We start from the raw sequence: 18,660 nt of genomic DNA, 5'->3' as shown, positions 1-18,660 counted from the left end.
AGGTGACCGGGACCTGTTAGCTTCCGGACTATGGCTGTCCAGCCGGATCGACGGGCGGTCGCCCGGCCCGCGGTGGCGACCCGCTATGCGGTGGAGACCGGTCGGGCACAGGGGATTCCGGCCTCGGCCTGCCTGGCCGGGACGGGGCTGCGCGGCAGTGACCTGGAAGAACCTGGCGCACAGGTGCGGTCGGGCCAGGAACTGCGGGTCATCCGGAATCTGATCGCGCACGGGGGAGACCCGGCCGAACTGGGGGCCGCGACCGGGCGGCGATACGCGCTCCCCGGCGCGGGGATCGTGGGCTACGCCATGATGACGAGTCCGACCGTGCGGGAGGCGATCCGGCTGCTGCCCGGGTACTTCGCGGTGACCTCCGTCCGATTCGGGCCGTCGTTCACCGAGACCCGGGCGGGGCTGGCGGTCACAGCCGGGGACGGGGAGGTGCGCGGCGACGTGCGGGCGTTCCTGCTGGCCCGCGATCTGACGGCCGCCTGCACGCTGGTCTCGGCGCTGGCCTCGGGCACCGATGTGCTGCTCGACCTCGAATTCGAGCCCGGCCGAGGCAGGTTCACCGTGCCGCCCGAGGTGCTCGATCAGCCCGCCCGGCCACCGGACGCGCTGTGCATCCAGCAGTGCGAGCTGGCACTGGACCGCCGGCATCGATACACCGGTCCGGCAGCACAGGTGCGCCGAGTGCTGCTGCGGACGCCCGCGACCGCGCCGTCACTCGCCGAGGTCGCCCGGGAACTCACACTGTCCGAACGCGGCCTGCACCGCCGACTCGCCGACCAGCACATCAGCTTTCGCGGCCTGGTCGATCAGATCCGGCAGCAGCTCGCCGCCGAACTCCTGGAGCTCGGGCTCACCGGCGAGACCGTCGCCCGCATGGTCGGCGCATCTGCCCAGCCGGTTTTCGGCCCCGGTTACCGAGGGCGCCCGGGCGCCCAACCCGGCCGCACCCACGACATCCCGCGCTAGCGATGGCGCCGACAGTGCGTGGTTGCGTCCTGCCGACGTGCCGCACTCGCGGTCGGCGCCGACCTCCCACTTCGGCGGCTAACCCTGCGGTGCAGCCGGATTCGGCCTGGTCCATACCAGCGAGAACCGCCACAGTACGTGCCGTCGGTAGCGCACGCCGGGCAAGATCTCGGCGGCCGTCCGCCGCGTCTCGGCATAGGTTTGCGGTGGCGGCCACACCACCGGCGAGGGGTGCGCCCACTGCGCCCGGAACAGCCGATCCTTGAAACTGGTGAGCAGGGCGGCGGCCTCCCACGGTAGATCCGCCGGAAAGTCGTTGCGCGCCATGCCCACCACGGCCAGGGTCCCGCCCGGCCGCAACAGCTCCCGCATCAGGGTGAGCGCCTTGACGGTGTCCATGTGGTGCAGGGCCGCGATGGACACGATCCCGTCGAACGACTCTGGCTCGAAGGGGTACTCGAGGAAATCCGCCTGGAGATAGGTGATGTCGCCCGCCCCGGACTGGTCCCGGGCCAGCTCGATACTCCGCGCATCGGGATCGATCCCGGTCACTGCGGCCCCGCCCTGCCGGATCCGCCTGGCCAGCATGCCTTCCCCGCACCCGACGTCCAGCACGTCCCGCGCCCCGGCGACCGCCGCCGCCAGCAGTGGGTGGTACTCGATGTTGTGATTCCAGCGCTCCGCATCTGGCACATACATCCCGCCATTCTGGCAGCGCGCCGCTCCCGCCGCCCGCACGTTCCGGTACTCACCTCCGCACCTGCCCCGGAATGGCCTCGAAGCCGCGCATTTTCACCGCGCTGGTCATCAGCCCGGCCGGGACTGATCCGGGGTGGTGATCTGGGCGGCGGCTTCGGCGCGGGCGACCCAGTCGAGCCAGGCGCCCGCGCCGCGGCGGGGTTCGCCGTAGCCGTCGGTGGTGCGGACGATGCGGGTGCCGGGCTGTTCGAGCCAGCGGACCAGCAGGCCCGCCTCCTCCGGAAGTGCCCCGCGCAGTGGGGGATAGGCGGGCGCGTCGTCCGGGCCGGGGAGGCGGGGCGGGATGACGGTTTCGGCGGCGGCCGCCAGGCGATCCACCACCGCCATGGGGGAGATGCCTCGCACGGCGGTGCCCGCGGCGGCGAGGCGGGCGTGGCGGATGATCGCGAACTCCCAGCCACCTGCGCCGTCGGGGCGGGCAGCTATCAGTTCCGGGATGGCGGCCAGCGCGACCAGGCGCTGGGTCCGGCGCAGGGCGCGGATCACCGTCACGGTGCGATCCCGCAGCCGGGCTGCGGCCTCGAAATGTTCTGCGGTGGACAGGCTTTCGAGCCGCTCGGCGATCGCGTGCAGCAGGGCGTCGTCGGCGCCCGCGAACAGGGCGCGGACCATGGCCGGAGCTTGCTCGTACTCCTCTATATAGAGGGGGCTGCTGCTGTGGGCGCTCGCGGGGCAACCGCCGACCACCGCCGGCGGGCAATCATGGCGGCCGGTGCGCGGGATGCGGGTGGTGCAGGTGCGCAGGCTCGCCTGCTCGGCGATGGTGGCGGCGATCTCCAGCGCGTCGGCGCGAGAGGTGAACGGGCCCAGCGCGTCCCGGGCCGGGGTGCGCGAGACCGCGAACCGCGGGAACGGCTCGTCGGTCAGCGTCAGCCACCAGGCGCGTTGCGGGAACTTCGATCGCCGGTTGTAGGGCGGGGTGTGGGCGAGCAGCAGCCGCAGCTCCCGCACCCCTGCCTCCAGGCCGTGTGAGCACTCGACATGGTCGACCCGGGTGGCCAGCTGCACCATCTCGCGCATGCGCGGGCGGGTGTCGGAACCGGTGAAGTAGGTGCGGACACGCCGACGCAGATTCACCGCCGTCCCGATATAGAGGACTTCGTCCGAGGGCCCGCGGAACAGATACACCCCCGGCGTGGCCGGAAGATCCGCCGCCATCACACGTTTCGCGCGTTGGCGGCGTGTCACCTCGGGCAGATAGTCGAGCAGCTCGGTGAGACTCTGCACCCCCTGATTGCCGACTCGGGCGATGAGCGCGTGCAGCACGTCCACCGTGGCGCGGGCATCGTCGAGGGCGCGGTGCGTGGGCCGGGTCTCGGCGCCCAGCAGCTGAGCCAGGTACCAGAGTTTGGCCGAGGGCGCTTCGTCCTTGCCGAGCACCCGCCGCGCCAGCTGGACCGTGCACAGCGTTTGGAAAGCGGGCCAGGGCAATTCGCACCGGGCCGCGGCGGCCTTCAGGAATCCGGTATCGAAGCGGGCATTGTGGGCGACCAGCACCGCACCGCGCGCGAACTCCAGAAACCCGGGCAGCACCTGCTCGATGCGGGGCGCGTCCACCACCATGGCGGTCGTGATCCCGGTGATCTGCACGATCTGCGGGGGAATCGCACAGCCGGGATTCACCAGGGTCGCGAACTCGCCGAGTACCTCGCCGCCGCGCACCTTCACCGCGCCGATCTCGGTGATCGAGTCGCCCTCGGGGCTGGTGCCGGTCGTCTCCAGGTCCACCACCACGAACGTCGTGTCATAGAGCGGGGTTTCGAGCTCGTCGAAGGCCAGCTGTCCGGACACGGACGGGAAGCCTAGGCGCAGGGTCCGACAACCTTTCCCGCCAAGGCGTTCACCGCAGCTCCGGGGGTCGTGACCGTCTCCGAGAACGCGTGATCCGGCACTTTCCGCAGGTCGGACCGGGAACTTTGGCGGAGTCCGGGGAGTTGCTTCGCGCGACCTGGGGAAAGTCTGAATATGTGGTGGAGATTCTCGAGATGAAATCCTCGAATTGCGGAAATATGCGCGATTGTGACCAGGGTCACTATTATTCGGAAAGCGTATTAATCTCGGGTGTGAGGGTGGTTGATTCGCACCGGCCTCCGGCGTGTGCCGCCCCGCTGTCCTGCGGTCGGGCGTGTCGCGTGGGCGTGTCGAAATCGCCCAGGTCGGCGGTCATGGCTCTGACCTTGTGTTATGCGTAATTTGTCGAGGTCGGAAGGGCCTCGGGCGAGCGCTGGCTACTCACCGGTAGCTAGTGGTGCGCTCTCCGGAAAATGACCGCTGTTATCGTTTCGTGATTGGTGTGACGTTTATCGCACCGAAATGGGGGCGCGTAACAATTTCGAGTGACGGGCCGGCCGTCTCGGCTTTACAAAGCACCGTTATGGACTCGTAATCTTCCTGAGACCTCGCGGAGTCCGACGCACCACCCGGTGCGGCGTCGCGGGGGAGATTGGAAGTACCTCATCATGGCGACCACCACCGTCAAGCGACAGGTCCGGGGCATGCAGCGCACTGCGCGTCGTGCCGCTGCGGCCGGTGCCGTCGGCGCCGCCGCGGTGAGCGCGCTGCTGCTGCCAGCGACCCCCGCGTCGGCCCAGCCGGTGAACACACCGGTCGGCACCATCGACGTGCCCGACCTGATCCAGCTCCCCGCCGGCATCCCGGGGCTCCCGGAATCCCTCCCGGTGAACATCCCCGCCATCCCCGGCATCATCACCCCGTGGGGCCCGGCCATCCCCGGACCGCGGAGCGGCCCGCGCCAGGCCGCGGTCAACGCCGCCCTGAGCCGCGTCGGCGACCCCTACGTCTACGGCGCCGCCGGCCCGGACGCCTTCGACTGCTCCGGTCTGGTGCAGTGGTCCTACGCGCAGGCCGGAGTCAGCCTGCCGCGCACCAGCTATGAGCAGCTCAATGCCGGCAGCCCGGTGTCGTTCGACGATCTGCAGCCCGGCGACGTGGTGTCGTTCTACGGCGGCAGCCACTCCGGCATCTACGTCGGCGACGGCAATGTGGTGCACGCGTCGACCTCCGGTCAGCCGGTGAAGGTCGCCCCGATCTCCTCGATGCCGTTCACGGGCGCGCGCCGCATCTGATCCGCTGCTCGACCGGGGCGTCTTCCCCGTAGCCGACCGCAGGCGGCCGACCTGTGGAAGAGGCGGTGACCGTGATGATTCCGTGGCCTGCTGGACACAAGCGGTCGCCGTTTCGTAATCTTATCGAGACCTTCTGAACCGGCTCGGGGTAAGAGAACGGGACGACACCAACGGTGGCAGCGCAGCAGCGACATCATCGGACACACAGTCAGCGAACCAGGCGACTGGTGGGTGAAGCCCTCACGGTAGGCGCACTCATGGTCGGCACCTACGGCACCCTGGGCCTCGGATCCGCGACAGCCGATCCGGTCTCCGCACCGGCATCTGCTGGGGAAGCAGTGCAGCGGCTCATCGACCTGTCGCGGCAATCCGAACAGCTCAATCAGCAGGCGCTCGACGCCCAGTCCGATCTGGACACCAAGGCCGCCGCCGCCGGTGTCGCCGACCAGCGGGCCGCCGACGCGGCCGCCACCCTGGATGCGGCCAAGGCGGAAATCCGTCGCTACCAACCGGTCATCGATCGGGCCGCGACCTCCGCGCTGCTCGGCAGCCGCACCAACCGGCTCACTTCGCTACTGGTCAGCAATTCGCCGCAGCAGCTGCTCGACCAGATGTCCATCGTGGACTTCGTGGGCGCGCGCACGAATGATCAACTGGGCCAGTACGAGAAGGCCACCGACGCGGCCTCGGTCGCCGAGGCCGCGGCCCGCGCCGCCGCCGACACCGCGCGCGCCGCCAGCGCCGCCGCCGATGCGGTCCGCCAGGACTTGGAATCCAAACGCGCTGCGCTGCAAGGATCCATGGCGCAGGTGATCGCCGCCTGGGGGCAGCTCTCCGCTGGTGACAAGTCCGCGCTCGCGGGCTCCATGTTCCCGCCCGGCTTCGATCGCGACAGCCTGCTCCGGGGCCTGGTGCCCGGTTCCGGCACCAGCGCGCTGGCCGCGGGACTCACCCGCGTCGGCGATCCGTATGTCTGGGGCGCCACCGGTCCCGACCAGTTCGACTGCTCCGGCCTGGTGCAGTGGGCCTTCCATCAGGTCGGCAAGAGCGTGCCGCGCACCAGCCAGCAGCAGTCCAGCTACGGCACGCCGGTCGACGAGAAGGATCTCCAGCCCGGCGACGTCGTCTTCTTCTACTCTGACATCTCGCATGTGGGTATCTACGCCGGCAACGGATTGATGCTGCACGCTTCCACTTTCGGCGTACCGGTTCAGGTCGCGCCGATGAGCTCCACACCGTTCCATTCGGCGCGCCGGTTCTGAGCTCTCGCGGACCCGGCATGACTGGTCAGGACCCGGAGGAGGCAGCTTGCGTAACCACGTAGGGTCCCCACTCGTGCCCTATATGCAGCGCATGATCACGACGAGGTGGCGATGAGCGCTCTGCGGCAGCTGCGCGGCTGGCTGGCGGCGCGGCGGCGGTTCCAGTTCGTCGCCACCCTGGTCATGGTCAGCACGCTGACCGCGGCCTGCGGGGCGCTGCTCATGCTGCCGAACTCGGTGCTGCCCAAGCTGCGCGCGGTGGTGCCGGGGCAGGACTCGGGTCAGGCCACGGCCTCCGATCCGCAGGTGCCGCTGGTGAAACGGACCATGGAGGGCTACGGCAGGGTGGTCGCCGAGACCACGGCGACCGGGTCGGGGCGGATCGGTGTCGTGCTCGGTCATTCCGGGCAGCGCGCCGATATCGATGTGCTGGCAGGCGAACTCGCGGCAAGCACCGCCGCGGTCACCGCGCTGTGGGGTGCGGACTGGAATCAGGCCCCCGTCGTGGTGGTGGCGTCCAGCGTCTCCGAATTCGCCGCCCTCACCCACGCCGCCGGTGACGTGCCCGCCGAGGTCGCGGCCTCGACCGTCGCCGACCCCTTCCGCCCCGGCGCCCAACTGACGGGCCAGCGCGTGGTTTTCGGCCCCGACGCCGGACGCCGCCTGGGACCCGACGGCCTGCGCTCGGTGTTGCGGCACGAACTCACCCATATGGCCTCGCGCGCGGTCACCGTCGACGGCTCCCCGATGTGGACGCTCGAGGGCTTCGCCGAATATTCCGCCCATCGCAACCTGCGCCGGCCCATCACCGAGATCGCCCCCACCCTCACCACCCGCGCCCGCGCCGGCGACCTCCCCGCCGACCTCCCGCCCGACGCCATGTTCGAGCCCACCAGCGGCCAAGCCTCGTTGGCCTACGAACAGGGCTGGTCCGCCTGCGCTTTCATCGCCGACCGCTACGGCGACCCGAAACTCGTCGCCCTCTACCGCCAACTGGCGTCGGGCCCCAAGGACCGCGCCGCCGTCGACACCGCCCTGCGCGCCACCCTCGGCACCGGCTACCAGGACCTCGTCACCGATTGGCGCGCCTGGCTCGCCACCCGCACCGCCGAAGGCGCGTAGCACTCGGAGGCCGGGGGGTGCGAGGTTTCGGGGTGGGAGGAGTGCGGGCCCCGGGTGCAGTAGGTTTGAGGGCATGGGGCGAACTCTGCTGGTTACCAATGATTTCCCGCCGCGACCGGGTGGGATTCAGTCGTATCTGCATGCGCTCGCCCGGCAGCTGCCCGCTGACGAGTTGGTGGTGTACGCGCCGCGGTGGCGGGGCGACAGTCACTGGAAGTTCGATGCGCAGCAGCCCTTTCAGGTGGTGCGGCATCCGACGACGCTGATGCTGCCGACGCCGCTGGTGGCGCGGCGCGCCAAGAAGCTCATGCGCGACGAGAAGTGCGACCGGGTCTGGTTCGGGGCGGCGGCGCCGCTGGCGCTGCTGTCGCCGGTGCTGCGCCAGGCGGGCGCGGAGCGGATCGTGGCGTCCACGCACGGGCACGAGGTGGGCTGGTCGATGCTGCCGGCGGCGCGGCAGGCGCTGCGGGTCATCGGCGATCACACCGATGTCGTCACCTATGTCAGCAAATACACGCGGCGGCGGTTCTCGTCCGCGTTCGGGGCGCAGGCCGCGCTCGAATACCTGCCCCCCGCCGTGGATTCGGAGGTGTTCAAGCCGGATCCGGCCGCCCGCGCCGAACTGCGGGCCCGCTACGGGCTGGGGGACCGGCCGACCATTCTGTGCCTGTCGCGGCTGGTGCCGCGCAAGGGCCAGGACATGCTGATCACGGCCATGCTCGAGATTCGCAGGCGGGTCGACGGGGCGGTGCTGGTCATCGCCGGCGGCGGGCCGTACGAGCAGAAGCTACGGCAGTTCGCCGAGGTTATGGGCCTCGGCAATGACGTGGTCTTCGCCGGACGCGTGCCGTCGGGCGAGCTCGCCGCCCACCACACCATCGCCGACGTGTTCGCCATGCCCTGCCGCACCCGTGGTTTCGGCCTGGACGTCGAGGGCCTGGGCATCGTGTTCCTGGAAGCCTCCGCCACGGGAGTGCCGGTGGTGGCGGGCAATTCCGGCGGCGCGCCCGAAACCGTGCGCGAGGGTGAGACCGGACGGGTGGTGAACGGCCGCTCCGCCGAAGAGCTCACCGACGCCATCGTCGACATCCTCTCCGACCGGGACGCCGCCGCTCGCATGGGCGCGGCCGGGCGCGCCTGGGTGCAGCAGCAGTGGCGCTGGGACCTGATGGGCGCGCGACTACAGCAACTGCTGGATCCCACGGCTCCCCGGTCGGCGCGGGTCTGAGACGATTCCCAACCTGCGCTAGGCTCAGCCCCGTGAGCAGTATCCAGGTTGCCGACCAGACATTCGTCGCCGCGCCGGGCACGGCGGTGGCCGAGGTGCTGGCCGATCGTGCCCGCTGGCGCCGCTGGTGGCCCGACCTGCAGTTGGAGGTCCGGGAAGACCGGGGCGACAAGGGAATTCGCTGGACCGTCAGCGGTGGTGCGGACGGCACCATGGAGGTCTGGCTGGAGCCCATGCTGGACGGCGTCATCATGCACTACTTCATGCACGCTGAACCCCGTGGCGGCATCGGCGGTATGTCCGGACGTGAGCTGCTGGCCCTGAACCGGACTCGCCGCGTCGCGGGCAAGGCCATGTCCTTCGAGATCAAGGCCCGCCTCGAGGCGGGGCGCAAGGCCGGGGTCGCTCCCGCGGCCGCTCACTAGAAAGGAAGCGTTGCCGCCCATGGCCGATCGAACTCAGAGGTCGATCGTGATCGACGCCCCCTCGGATCGAGTGATGGCGGTCATCGCCGACCTGGAGTCGTATCCGGAATGGGTCTCCGCGGCCCGCTCGGTCGAGGTGCTGGACAAATTGCCGGACGGCCGCGCCCGCACCGCCCGCTTCGTGCTGGACGCCGGCGTCGTGAAGGACACCTACACCCTGTCCTACACCTGGCGGCCCGACGGGCGGGCAGTGAGCTGGAGCCTGATCTCGGGTGACCTGCAGAAGGCGCAGGACGGCACCTACGAGTTGATCGCGCTGCCCGACGGCACCACCCAGGTGGTCTACGAACTGACCGTGGATCTGAACATCCCGATGATCGGCATGTTCAAACGCAAAGCGGAGAAGGTCATCACCGACACCGCCCTCAAGGAACTCAAGAAACGGGTCGAAGGCTGACCGCCGGCGGTACCGAACGCTCGCCGCACCCCGCCACCCGCGTCGAGCTGTTCATCGGCAAGGGCGGCGTCGGAAAAACAACCCTGGCCTGCGCCACCGCACTCGCCTACGCCCGCAACGGCCGCCGCGTCCTGCTGGCCTCGCTGGACCAGGCCCACTCCCTCGGCGATGCCCTGGGCTACCGCCTGCGCCACGGTGCGACCCCCGCGGTCGCCACCCTGCCCCTGCCCATGTTCCACAGCCCGGCACCAGCTTTCGCGGACGTCCGCGACCCCGACGCCGAGCCGGCGCTGGATGTCATCGAGGTGGATTCGCTTGCGCTGCTGGAGGATCGGTTCCGGCAGGTGCTGGTCATGGCGTCCGGGGCCGGGCACGAGCACGGATTCGACCTGGGGGCACTGGATCCCGCGGAGCTGACCGGGCTGCCGGGGGTGCAGGAACTACTGGCCATGCTGGAGATCACGCGGTTCGCCAACGACGCGCGGTGGGATGTGATCGTGGTGGACTGCCCGCCGTCGGCGGACATGCTGCGCATCGTCACCGCGCCGGACACCGTGCTCGGTTACCTGGAGCGGGTGTGGCCCGCGCACGCCAGGACGATGGAGGCGATCGGCGCGGACTTCCGCAAGGCGGTGCTCGCGGTGACCGTCGAGCAGATCGTGCAGGCGGTGACGGAAGCCCGTGACCTGCTGGCGGATCAGGCCCGCACCGGCGCCCGCTTGGTGACCGCCGCGGAACTGGTCGCGGTGGCCGAGTCGGCGCGGGTGCGCTCGGCGGCGGCGCTGCTGGGTCTCCGCCTGGACGAGGTGCTGGTGAACAGGGTGCTCCCCGAGATGCCCGCCCCGCCCCCGGTCGAGCCGCCGCATCCGGCGGTGCAGTGGTACTTCAACCGGCGCGGCGAGCAACTCGATGTCGTGGGGGAGCTGCGCAAGCGGTTGCACGGGGTTCCGGTGCAGGTCGTGGCGCATGCGGGAGCCGAACCGGTGGGGATCGGCTCGCTGGCCGCGCTGTCCTACGCGGTGGACGCGAGTGGTAACTGGGTGGGAGGGCGTCCGGTCCCTATGCTTGGCACAGATGCGGACGGTGTGCTGCCCGGCCCCGAGACAAGTACCGCCGCCGAGCCGGTGGTGCGGCTCGAGTCCGGGGCGGGCGTGCACTCGGTGTTCGCGATGCGCATGCATCTGCCGGTGGTCGATTCGTCGACCCTGCGGCTGGGACGAGTGGAGGACGATTTGATCGTGGGAGCGGACGGGGTCCGGCGGCGGTTGCGGCTGGCCCCGGTATTGCGGCGGTGCACGGTCGAGGCCGCCGAGCTCGACGGCGACCACCTGGTGATCCGTTTCCGGCCCGATCCTCAGGTCTGGCCGAAATGACCACCACGCACCACCCGCGTCCCGGCCACCCCGACGAGAATCTCGGCGAATTCGCCGAGGAGCTACGGCTGTTGGCCGAGGCCGTCCTCGAGCGCGTCGAACCGGTGCTGCGCCGCACCGCCGCCGACGGCCGCACCGAATGGTCCAGCTGCAGCTGGTGTCCCGTGTGCGCGGCCGCGGCCATCGTGCGCGGCGAGCACCACGATGTGGTGGCGGCCATCGCCGAACACGGCACCGCCATCGTGACCGTGCTGCGCGAGGCGCTCGCCGGTGTGCCGGTGGATCCGGTGATCCCGCCGGACCTGGATCCTGAATCGCCGGAATATCAAGCCTGGCATCACTTTTCGCATGTCGCCGAAACCGGCTCCGGTGCAGGTGATCTGCCGTTCGCCGACGTGCGCGGCGATGCCGGCTCGGATGATGAGAGCGAATTCCTCCGTGGTGGAGGGCAATCCGGCGACCTGCACGGTGCGGCGGGCCTCGCTGCGGTGTTCGCGCGTTTCCTCGCCGGTGCGCAGGGCCGTGCGGCGGCTCAGAATCGGTCCCACGCCCACCCGGCCGCCGAGGCGTCGGACGACCCCTTCGGTCCCGGCCCGGGCGCGGCTCGCCGCCCCGGAGGCAGTCACCCGGGTGACTCGGAGGCGGTGCCGCACAACGATTTCCGTACGGACTCCGCCGGCGGACGGGTGGCAGGTGATCAGCCCGCCCCCGACCGTCCTTTCGGCCCGCCGGTCGCGCACCCCGACGCCGAGCCCGGTCCCGCCGGATCCGCGGGACAGCCCGCACCCGCCCGCGATTCGGGCCCGGCCGACGGTCGCGGCGGTGCGCAGCCCGGTGCCGGCAGGCGGTCCAAGCGCGCCAAGTACGTGCCCATCGACGTGACGATCAAGGCATGACGGGCGGTGAGGACGTGCCGTTGACCGTGGGTATCGATGTGGGCGGCACGAATATTCGGGCGTCGGTGGTGGACGGTGCGGGCGAGGTGCTCGACACCGTGACCGCGCCGACCCCGCATTCCGCCCGCGCCCTCGAGGACGGTCTGGCCCGGGCGGTGCATGACCTGTGTTCCCGCCACGCCATCGGCGCGGTCGGTCTCGCGGTGGCGGGTTTCGTCGACGAGGACCGCGCCACCGTGCGTTTCGCCCCGCACCTGCCGTGGGAGGACGCCCCGGTCGCGCAGCGGCTCACCGACCGCCTCGGCCTGCCGGTGATCCTCGAGCACGATGCGAATGCCGCACTGTGGGCGGAGTATCGATTCGGTGCGGCGGCGGGCGGTCGCAATGTGGTGCTGGTGGCCATCGGCACCGGTATCGGCGCGGCGCTGCTCAGCAACGGCCAGCTGTATCGCGGAAGCTTCGGTGTCGCACCGGAACTCGGGCATCTGCAGGTGGTGCCCAACGGGCGCGCCTGCGCCTGCGGCAAGCGCGGCTGCTGGGAAAGGTATTGCAGCGGAACGGCTCTGGTGGACACCGCGATCGAGCTGCTGGCCACCGATCCGCAGCGCTCCACGGTGCTGGCCCGGGAGTCCGGGCGCGATCCCGGCTCGCTGACCGGTCGCCGGGTGGCGGGCGCGGCGCAGGACGGCGACCCGGTCGCCCTCGACGTGATGGCCGATTTCGCGCGCTGGCTCGGCCTGGGCCTGGCCTTCGTGAGCGACATCTTCGACCCGGACCTGATCGTGGTAGCGGGCGGCGTGAGCAGTTCGGCCCCACTGTTCCTCGACGATGCCCGTGAGCATTACGCGGCCTCCATCACCGGCGCCCGGCACCGCCGGCTGGCCCGCATCCGCACCGCCCAACTGTGTGAGGCCGCCGGCATGATCGGCGCTGCCGAACTGGCCCGCGCAGCGGTGCTTGCCCAGCAGGACCCGGTGTCGGCCCACCGCTGATCACCGCCCGACCGATTCCGCTCGGTCGTCCCGTTGCTCGAAGTAGCAACTGATTTGGTGTCTCGTCACTAGAAGTGACAACTGATTTGGTGCCGGTTGGGGTAACTCGTCGGGTACCCCCAAAATCGGTTCGGCACTTAACCGCCGGCACGGGTGCACGACGGGCAACGGCTCTCGGCTGTCCGCTGAAGGTTCGGGGAGGCGGTGGAGTAGGGTATGCAAGCGAGTGGTGGTGCCCGCAACGAGGCCGGTCCCGGGTATCGAAAACAGGGGAAAGGACGCAATGTTCTACTGGCTGCTGAAGTATGTGTTCCCGGGTCCATGGATGCATCTCGTCAACCGGCCCCACGTTGAGGGCGTCGAGAACATTCCCGCCAAGGGCGCAGCGATTCTGGCCGGCAATCACTTGTCGTTCACCGACTGGCTCTTCACCCCGCTGATGAGCCCGCGCCGCATCACCTATCTGGCCAAGGCCGAATACTTCACCACGCCCGGTCTCAAGGGCCGGTTGCAGAAATGGTTCTTCTCCGGTGCCGGTCAGTACCCGATCGACCGCTCCGGCGCGGACGCCGCGGAGAGCGCCCTCAATACCGCGCGCAAGCTGCTGGACGAGGGTCGCCTGGTGGGCCTGTACCCCGAAGGCACCCGGTCCCCGGACGGCCGCCTCTACAAAGGCAAGACCGGTGTGGCACGCCTCGCCCTGGAGACCGGAGTACCGGTGATCCCGGTTGCCCTGATCGGCACCGACGAGGTGTGCCCGCCCGGTCCGTTCCGCTGGCGGCCGCGCAAGGTCACCGTGAAATTCGGTGAGCCGATCGACTTCTCGCGCTACGAGGGTATGGGCGGCAACCGCTTCGTCGAGCGCGCCGTCACCGACGAGATCATGTACGAGCTCATGCGGATGGGCGATCAGGAATACGTCGACGTGTACGCCGCGAGCCTGAAGAAGGGCGTGCCGTCGGGCAGCCGCCCCGACGCGGACCGCATTCCGGAGACCATGGCGGGCTAGCCTGCCGGACCATCGAGAAGGCCCCGGGAGACCAAGTCTCCCGGGGCCTTTCGCATGCTGATCTCAGACCGCGCGCAGGCGCCGGGCCGCTTCGATGGCCTCGAATTTGGCGAGGTTGTGGCGGGCGTCGGCGAGCGCGTCGTGCGCGTCCTTCGGTACCGGCGGCAGAGGCGGGCGGCCGTGCTGCTCCCAATGCTGGCGCAGCTCATTGGTGTAGCGGGGCAGCGCGTTGGGGAGATCGACCATGGAGCCCCACAGCTGGCACAGCGCCACGTGGTCATAGGCGCCGACCCAGGCCCACAGTTCGGGTTCCACGCCGGGGCGGGGGACCAGGAACTTGTAGAGATCGTCGCGGATGCGCTCGCGCGAACGCCACAGCGGCGAGGACGGCGGCGGTAGCTTGGGCAGGACATTGCGGCGGACGAACGGCCCGGCCTTCTCGGGATCGAATTCGGTGGAGACCGCGTAGAACTCGCGTCCGTCCTCGCACACCACCGCGATGGACACGAGGTCGATGACGGTCCCGTCCTCGATGAATTCCGAATCGTAAAAGTACCGCAGTGAGATGGGTCTCTCCTCAGCTCAGGTCCGGGTCGGATGGGCAGATCATCGGGTCCCAGCGTAGGCGGCGAACCGGTGTGGGGAACTCGAGCCCTGGGGGTGGTCCGGTTCACGGAGAGCAATCCGTATTCTGAACTGGTGAACTGGACCGTCGATGTACCGATCGATCGCTTGCCGGAACTTCCGCCGCTGCCCGCCGAGCTCCGTCGGCGTCTCGACGACGCGCTGGCCCGCCCGGCGCTGCAGCAGCCGTCCTGGGATCCAGAGCAGGCCGCCAAGATGCGCACCGTCCTGGAGAGCGTGCCGCCCATCTGCGTGCCCGCCGAGGTCGAGGAGCTGCGCCTGCGCCTGGCCGAGGTGGCCCGCGGCGAGGCGTTCCTCATGCAGGGCGGTGACTGCGCGGAGACCTTCGCCGACAACACCGAGCCGCACATTCGCGGCAATATCCGCACCCTGCTGCAGATGGCCGTGGTGCTCACCTACGGCGCCAGCCTGCCGGTGGTGAAGGTGGCCCGTATCGCGGGTCAGTACGCCAAACCCCGTTCCGCCGACATCGATTCGCTGGGCCTGCGGTCCTACCGCGGTGACATGGTGAACTCGCTGGTCGCGGATGCGGCGCTGCGCGAACACGATCCGTCGCGACTGGTCCGCGCCTACGCCAACGCCTCGGCGGCCATGAACCTGGTGCGGGCGCTCACCTCCGCCGGCATGGCCGACCTGCACAAGGTGCACGACTGGAACCGCGAGTTCGTGAGCCAGTCCCCGGCCGGCGCCCGCTACGAGCAGATGGCCACCGAGATCGATCGCGCGCTGGCCTTCATGAAGGCGTGTCGCGTCAACGATCCCAACCTGTCCAGCGCCCGGCTCTACGCCAGCCACGAGGCGCTGGTGCTCGACTACGAGCGGGCCATGCTGCGTCTGAGCGAGCACCCGGTCTCGGGTGAGCCGGTGCTCTACGACCTGTCGGCGCACTTCCTGTGGATCGGTGAGCGCACCCGTCAGCTCGACGGCGCGCACGTCGCCTTCGCGGAACTGGTGGCCAACCCGATCGGCCTCAAGATCGGCCCGACCACCACGCCCGATCAGGCCGTGGAGTACGTCGAGCGCCTGGACCCCAACAACGAGCCCGGCCGCCTGACCCTGGTCGCGCGGATGGGCAACCAGAAGGTCCGCGACGTACTGCCCCCGATCATCGAGAAGGTGCAGGCCACCGGCCACCAGGTGATCTGGCAGTGCGACCCCATGCACGGCAACACCCACGAGTCCTCCACCGGCTACAAGACCCGGCACTTCGACCGCATCGTCGACGAGGTGCAGGGCTTCTTCGAGGTGCACCACGCGCTGGGCACCCACCCGGGCGGTCTGCACATCGAGCTCACCGGCGAGAACGTCACCGAGTGCCTCGGCGGCGCGCAGGACATCTCGGACCTCAACCTGGAGGAGCGCTACGAGACCGCCTGCGACCCGCGCCTGAACACCCAGCAGTCGCTGGAGCTGGCCTTCCTGGTCGCGGAGATGCTGCGGTAGCTCCCCCGCCTCTCCGGGACTCGAGCGGGCTCCTCCGCCTCCCCGGGACCGAGCGGGCTCCTCCGCCTCTCCGGGACTCGAGCGGGCTCCTCCGCCTCTCCGGGACTAGAGCGGGCGGCCGGGAGCCGCTGCCGGTTGCGCACCCGTGCCGGTGGCTGGTTGCCGAGCCGATTTTGGCCGTGCCCGGTGAGTTACCCCCACCGGCACGAAATCAGTTGTCGCCCTTCGCAACGAAGTGAAGAACGCTCAGAGCCCGGACCGCGATAGGCGGTCCGGGCTCTTGCTTTACGTATCTCGTCGCTCAAGGCGGCAGCTGATTTCGTACCGGTGGGGGTAACTCGTCGGGTACGCCCAGAAGCGGCTCGGCAACCAGCCGCCGGCACGGATGCATTGCCATCGACGGCTCCCCGCCGCCCGCTGAAGTCCCGGGGAGGCGGCTACGGTATCGCTACCAGGGTGATGGTGGAGCCGGGCTGGACGGCGTCGCCGGGTGCGGTGCTCTGCGAGATGACGATCGAGCTGTCGTTGTTGGCGAGCTGCCGGACGGTGACCGAGAGGCCGAGGGCTTGCAGTTTGCTGCGGGCGGTGGAGACGTTGGCGCCCAGCAGGTTCGGCATGTCGATCGCGCTGTTGACGATGAGGACCACGCCACTGCCGGATTCGGTGCTGGTGCCGGTGGCGGGATCGGTGCCGATCACCTGCCCGGATTTGATCTTCGCGTCGTACTGGTCGCGGGTGGAGCTGACGGTGAGTCCGGCCTTCTGCAGGGCCGTCCGGGCCTCGTCCTCGGTCTTGCCCCGCACGTCCGGCACCTTGACCGGCTGGGAACCCTTGCTGCGGTAGACCTTCACCTGGGCATTGGCCGGGAGTACGGTGCCGGGCCCCGGATCCACCTTGGCGACCGTGCCTTTCGGCGCGGTGCTGCCCATCTCACCGGCGTCCACCGGCGTCAGTCCGGCGTCTCTGATGGCCTTGTCGACCGAGGTGACGTCCTGTCCGGGCTGGATGTCGGGGACCTTCGGCTTGCCGCTGGAGACCAGCACGGCGACCAATGAGCCCTTGGTGACCCGGGTTCCCGCAGGCGGATCGGTGCCGACCACATTGCCCACCGGAATCATGTCCGAGGCCTTCTGCCGGGTCTCGGTCTTGAAGCCCGCGCCCTGCAGTGTGGAAACGGCCTTCTGGGTGTCCATGCCGGCGATCGACGGCACCGCCGAGTATCTGCCGACGCCGAGCCACCAGCCGCCGAGGCCCAACAGCACCGCCAGCGCGACCACGATGCTCAACCAGATGACGACCTTGCGCCGCGACTTGCCGCGGTCCTCGATCAGGTCCGAGCCGTAGCCGTGGCCGCCCGGCGCTCCGGGCGGCGGCGCGTACTCGGGCTGCGGCTGGTACTCCGGCGGGAGTTCCCGCGCCGCGGTCATCACCCGGGTCTGCTGCGCCTGCGGCTGCATGTGCACGGTCGGCGGGTCCGCGGGTAGCCGGGTGGTGAGATCGGCCGCGCCCGGCAGGGGCCGGGACGGCGGCGAGACCGGTCCGCGTGGTGCGGGGGTGGGCCCGACCCGGTACTTGGCGCTGAGGTGCTCGGCCGATTCGGTGGGCGCGGGCACCCGGTACTCGGGTAGCTGCAGGTCGCGGGCGATGCGGCGCAGGTCGTTCGCCATCTCGGTGGCGTCGGTGTAGCGGTGCATGGGTTCGCGCGCGGTGGCGTGCGCGACCAGCTCGTCGATTTCCGGTGGCACGCCGTTGATCAGGCGGCCCGGGCTGGGCACGTCCTTCTCGACCCGCTGCAGCGCGATCGACAGCGAGTTGTCGCCGGTGAACGGTGTTCGGCCGGTGAGCATTTCGAAGATCAGGATGCCCGCGGAGTAGACGTCGCTGCGGGCATCGGCGGTGCCGCTGGTGACCTGCTCGGGCGAGAGGTAGGCGGCGGTGCCGAGGATCACGCTGTCGGAGGTGATCTTGGCTTCGGCGACCGCGCGCACCAGTCCGAAGTCGGCGATCTTCACCTCGCCGGAGTCGGAGATGAGCACGTTCTCCGGTTTGATGTCGCGGTGCACCAGCCCGGCCGCATGGGCCACGCCGATGGCGTAGAGCACGGGCTCGGCAACGGCCCGCACCGCGTGCGGGGGCATGGGCCCGCGTTCGCGCAGCAGTTCGCGCAGCGTGCCGCCCTCGACCAGTTCCATGATGAGGAACGGATGTTCGCCGTCCACGCCCTGGTCGTAGACCGCGACCAGCGACGGGTGCTTGAGTTTGGCCACGGCCCGCGCCTCGAGCTCGAAGCGGGTGAGGAATTGCGGGTCGCTGGCGAACTTCGGGTCCATCACCTTGATGGCGACCGGTCGATCCAATCTGGTGTCCACCCCCCGGAACACCATGGACATGCCACCACGCGCGATCGGCGCGTCGATGCGGTAGCGCCCTTCCAGCATCTGGCCGATCAAACTGCAACCCTTCCGATTTTCCCGAGTCCGCCCGGTGCGGCTCACCCGATGGTAGTCGCGTCGGGGTGTGATGCGACGGTCGCGACGCGAGAGACTACCGTGGTCGGCGTGAGTGCCTTTCCATGCAGCGAAGACGTCCTGCCGGATTCGGTGACCCTGATCCCGCTGCCCGACGTGGCCGACCAGTTGGGCATGGTGGTCACGCGGGTTCACCAGATGCTGCGCGACCACCAGATCCTCGCCGTCCGCCGGGACGGCGTGGCCGGCATCCCGAAGGAGTTCTTCGACTCCACGGGCGCCGTCGCCAAGCATCTGACCGGTCTGATCACGGTGATGCGCGACGGCAAGTACACCGACGAGGAAATCCTCGAGTGGATCTACACCGAGGACGACACCCTCCCCGGCCGACCCATCGACGCCATCCACGGCCCGCTGGCCCGTGAGGTCCTGCGCCGCGCCGCGGCCGACCCCTTCTGAGCTCGCCCGCCTCCCGCGGCTCATCCGCCTCTCCGCGGCTCATCCGCCTCTCCGCGCC

At 69.9% G+C, this 18,660-nt stretch carries 17 protein-coding genes; 13 read left to right on the top strand and 4 right to left on the bottom strand.

What is annotated here, in order from left to right:
• The first annotated feature begins 30 nt into the window (after window positions 1–30).
• Window positions 31–978, top strand: coding sequence for an AraC family transcriptional regulator ligand-binding domain-containing protein (locus tag ACWEQQ_RS15050; RefSeq protein WP_452348613.1), 948 nt, complete (start codon window positions 31–33; stop codon window positions 976–978).
• Window positions 979–1,056: 78 nt separating this feature from the next.
• On the opposite strand, the gene ACWEQQ_RS15045 is transcribed toward ACWEQQ_RS15050, so the two are convergent.
• Window positions 1,057–1,677 carry a class I SAM-dependent methyltransferase gene (locus ACWEQQ_RS15045; RefSeq protein ID WP_452348612.1) on the bottom strand — a complete coding sequence of 207 codons (621 nt, stop codon included), beginning with the start codon at window positions 1,675–1,677 and terminating at the stop codon, window positions 1,057–1,059.
• Between the two features lie 108 nt (window positions 1,678–1,785).
• The gene (locus ACWEQQ_RS15040; RefSeq protein WP_452348611.1) at window positions 1,786–3,528 is read right to left on the bottom strand and encodes a DEDD exonuclease domain-containing protein; all 1,743 of its coding nucleotides are present in this window, start codon (window positions 3,526–3,528) and stop codon (window positions 1,786–1,788) included.
• A 668-nt stretch (window positions 3,529–4,196) separates the two neighbouring features.
• On the opposite strand from ACWEQQ_RS15040, the gene ACWEQQ_RS15035 reads away from it, so the two are divergent.
• From ACWEQQ_RS15035 to ACWEQQ_RS14990, 10 genes are all read left to right on the top strand, one after another.
• The gene (locus ACWEQQ_RS15035; RefSeq protein WP_452343012.1) at window positions 4,197–4,823 is read left to right on the top strand and encodes a C40 family peptidase; all 627 of its coding nucleotides are present in this window, start codon (window positions 4,197–4,199) and stop codon (window positions 4,821–4,823) included.
• Window positions 4,824–5,050: 227 nt separating this feature from the next.
• Window positions 5,051–6,085 (top strand): NlpC/P60 family protein, encoded by a 1,035-nt coding sequence (locus ACWEQQ_RS15030; RefSeq protein WP_452343013.1) that lies wholly within the window; start codon window positions 5,051–5,053, stop codon window positions 6,083–6,085.
• Between the two features lie 111 nt (window positions 6,086–6,196).
• Window positions 6,197–7,207 (top strand): peptidase MA family metallohydrolase, encoded by a 1,011-nt coding sequence (locus ACWEQQ_RS15025; RefSeq protein ID WP_452343014.1) that lies wholly within the window; start codon window positions 6,197–6,199, stop codon window positions 7,205–7,207.
• 73 nt (window positions 7,208–7,280) lie between these two features.
• Entirely contained in the window at window positions 7,281–8,435 is a 1,155-nt protein-coding gene (locus ACWEQQ_RS15020; RefSeq protein ID WP_452348610.1) for a glycosyltransferase family 4 protein, read from the top strand.
• 32 nt (window positions 8,436–8,467) lie between these two features.
• The gene (locus ACWEQQ_RS15015) at window positions 8,468–8,860 is read left to right on the top strand and encodes an SRPBCC family protein (protein WP_364616259.1); all 393 of its coding nucleotides are present in this window, start codon (window positions 8,468–8,470) and stop codon (window positions 8,858–8,860) included.
• A 19-nt stretch (window positions 8,861–8,879) separates the two neighbouring features.
• A complete protein-coding gene (locus ACWEQQ_RS15010) occupies window positions 8,880–9,317 on the top strand; it encodes an SRPBCC family protein (RefSeq protein WP_452343016.1) in 438 nt (145 codons plus the stop codon).
• Window positions 9,318–9,364: 47 nt separating this feature from the next.
• Window positions 9,365–10,690 (top strand): ArsA family ATPase, encoded by a 1,326-nt coding sequence (locus ACWEQQ_RS15005; protein ID WP_452343064.1) that lies wholly within the window; start codon window positions 9,365–9,367, stop codon window positions 10,688–10,690.
• Window positions 10,687–11,586, top strand: a complete 900-nt coding sequence (locus ACWEQQ_RS15000) for a hypothetical protein (protein ID WP_452348609.1) — start codon at window positions 10,687–10,689, stop codon at window positions 11,584–11,586. The genes ACWEQQ_RS15005 and ACWEQQ_RS15000 overlap by 4 nt, the downstream gene beginning before the upstream one ends.
• Complete coding sequence (locus ACWEQQ_RS14995) at window positions 11,583–12,578, top strand: ROK family glucokinase (RefSeq protein WP_452343018.1); 996 nt, start codon at window positions 11,583–11,585, stop codon at window positions 12,576–12,578. The genes ACWEQQ_RS15000 and ACWEQQ_RS14995 overlap by 4 nt, the downstream gene beginning before the upstream one ends.
• A 283-nt stretch (window positions 12,579–12,861) precedes the next feature.
• A complete protein-coding gene (locus ACWEQQ_RS14990; protein WP_452343019.1) occupies window positions 12,862–13,587 on the top strand; it encodes a lysophospholipid acyltransferase family protein in 726 nt (241 codons plus the stop codon).
• 63 nt (window positions 13,588–13,650) lie between these two features.
• On the opposite strand, the gene ACWEQQ_RS14985 is transcribed toward ACWEQQ_RS14990, so the two are convergent.
• Window positions 13,651–14,148 carry a polyadenylate-specific 3'-exoribonuclease AS gene (locus ACWEQQ_RS14985; protein WP_354843238.1) on the bottom strand — a complete coding sequence of 166 codons (498 nt, stop codon included), beginning with the start codon at window positions 14,146–14,148 and terminating at the stop codon, window positions 13,651–13,653.
• Between the two features lie 138 nt (window positions 14,149–14,286).
• Here ACWEQQ_RS14985 and ACWEQQ_RS14980 point away from each other — a divergent pair, with 138 nt between their 5' ends.
• Window positions 14,287–15,675, top strand: coding sequence for a class II 3-deoxy-7-phosphoheptulonate synthase (locus tag ACWEQQ_RS14980; RefSeq protein ID WP_354843080.1), 1,389 nt, complete (start codon window positions 14,287–14,289; stop codon window positions 15,673–15,675).
• 437 nt (window positions 15,676–16,112) lie between these two features.
• Here the strand turns inward: ACWEQQ_RS14980 and ACWEQQ_RS14975 are convergent, their stop codons facing one another.
• Complete coding sequence (locus tag ACWEQQ_RS14975; protein ID WP_452348608.1) at window positions 16,113–18,113, bottom strand: protein kinase domain-containing protein; 2,001 nt, start codon at window positions 18,111–18,113, stop codon at window positions 16,113–16,115.
• A 120-nt stretch (window positions 18,114–18,233) separates the two neighbouring features.
• On the opposite strand from ACWEQQ_RS14975, the gene ACWEQQ_RS14970 reads away from it, so the two are divergent.
• Window positions 18,234–18,602 carry an Rv2175c family DNA-binding protein gene (locus ACWEQQ_RS14970; protein ID WP_452348607.1) on the top strand — a complete coding sequence of 123 codons (369 nt, stop codon included), beginning with the start codon at window positions 18,234–18,236 and terminating at the stop codon, window positions 18,600–18,602.
• Window positions 18,603–18,660 lie beyond the last annotated feature (58 nt).

This window comes from Nocardia sp. NPDC004123 (assembly GCF_053603795.1).
Note: the sequence above shows the minus strand (reverse complement) of the source record. Positions and strands in the feature narration are given on the sequence as shown.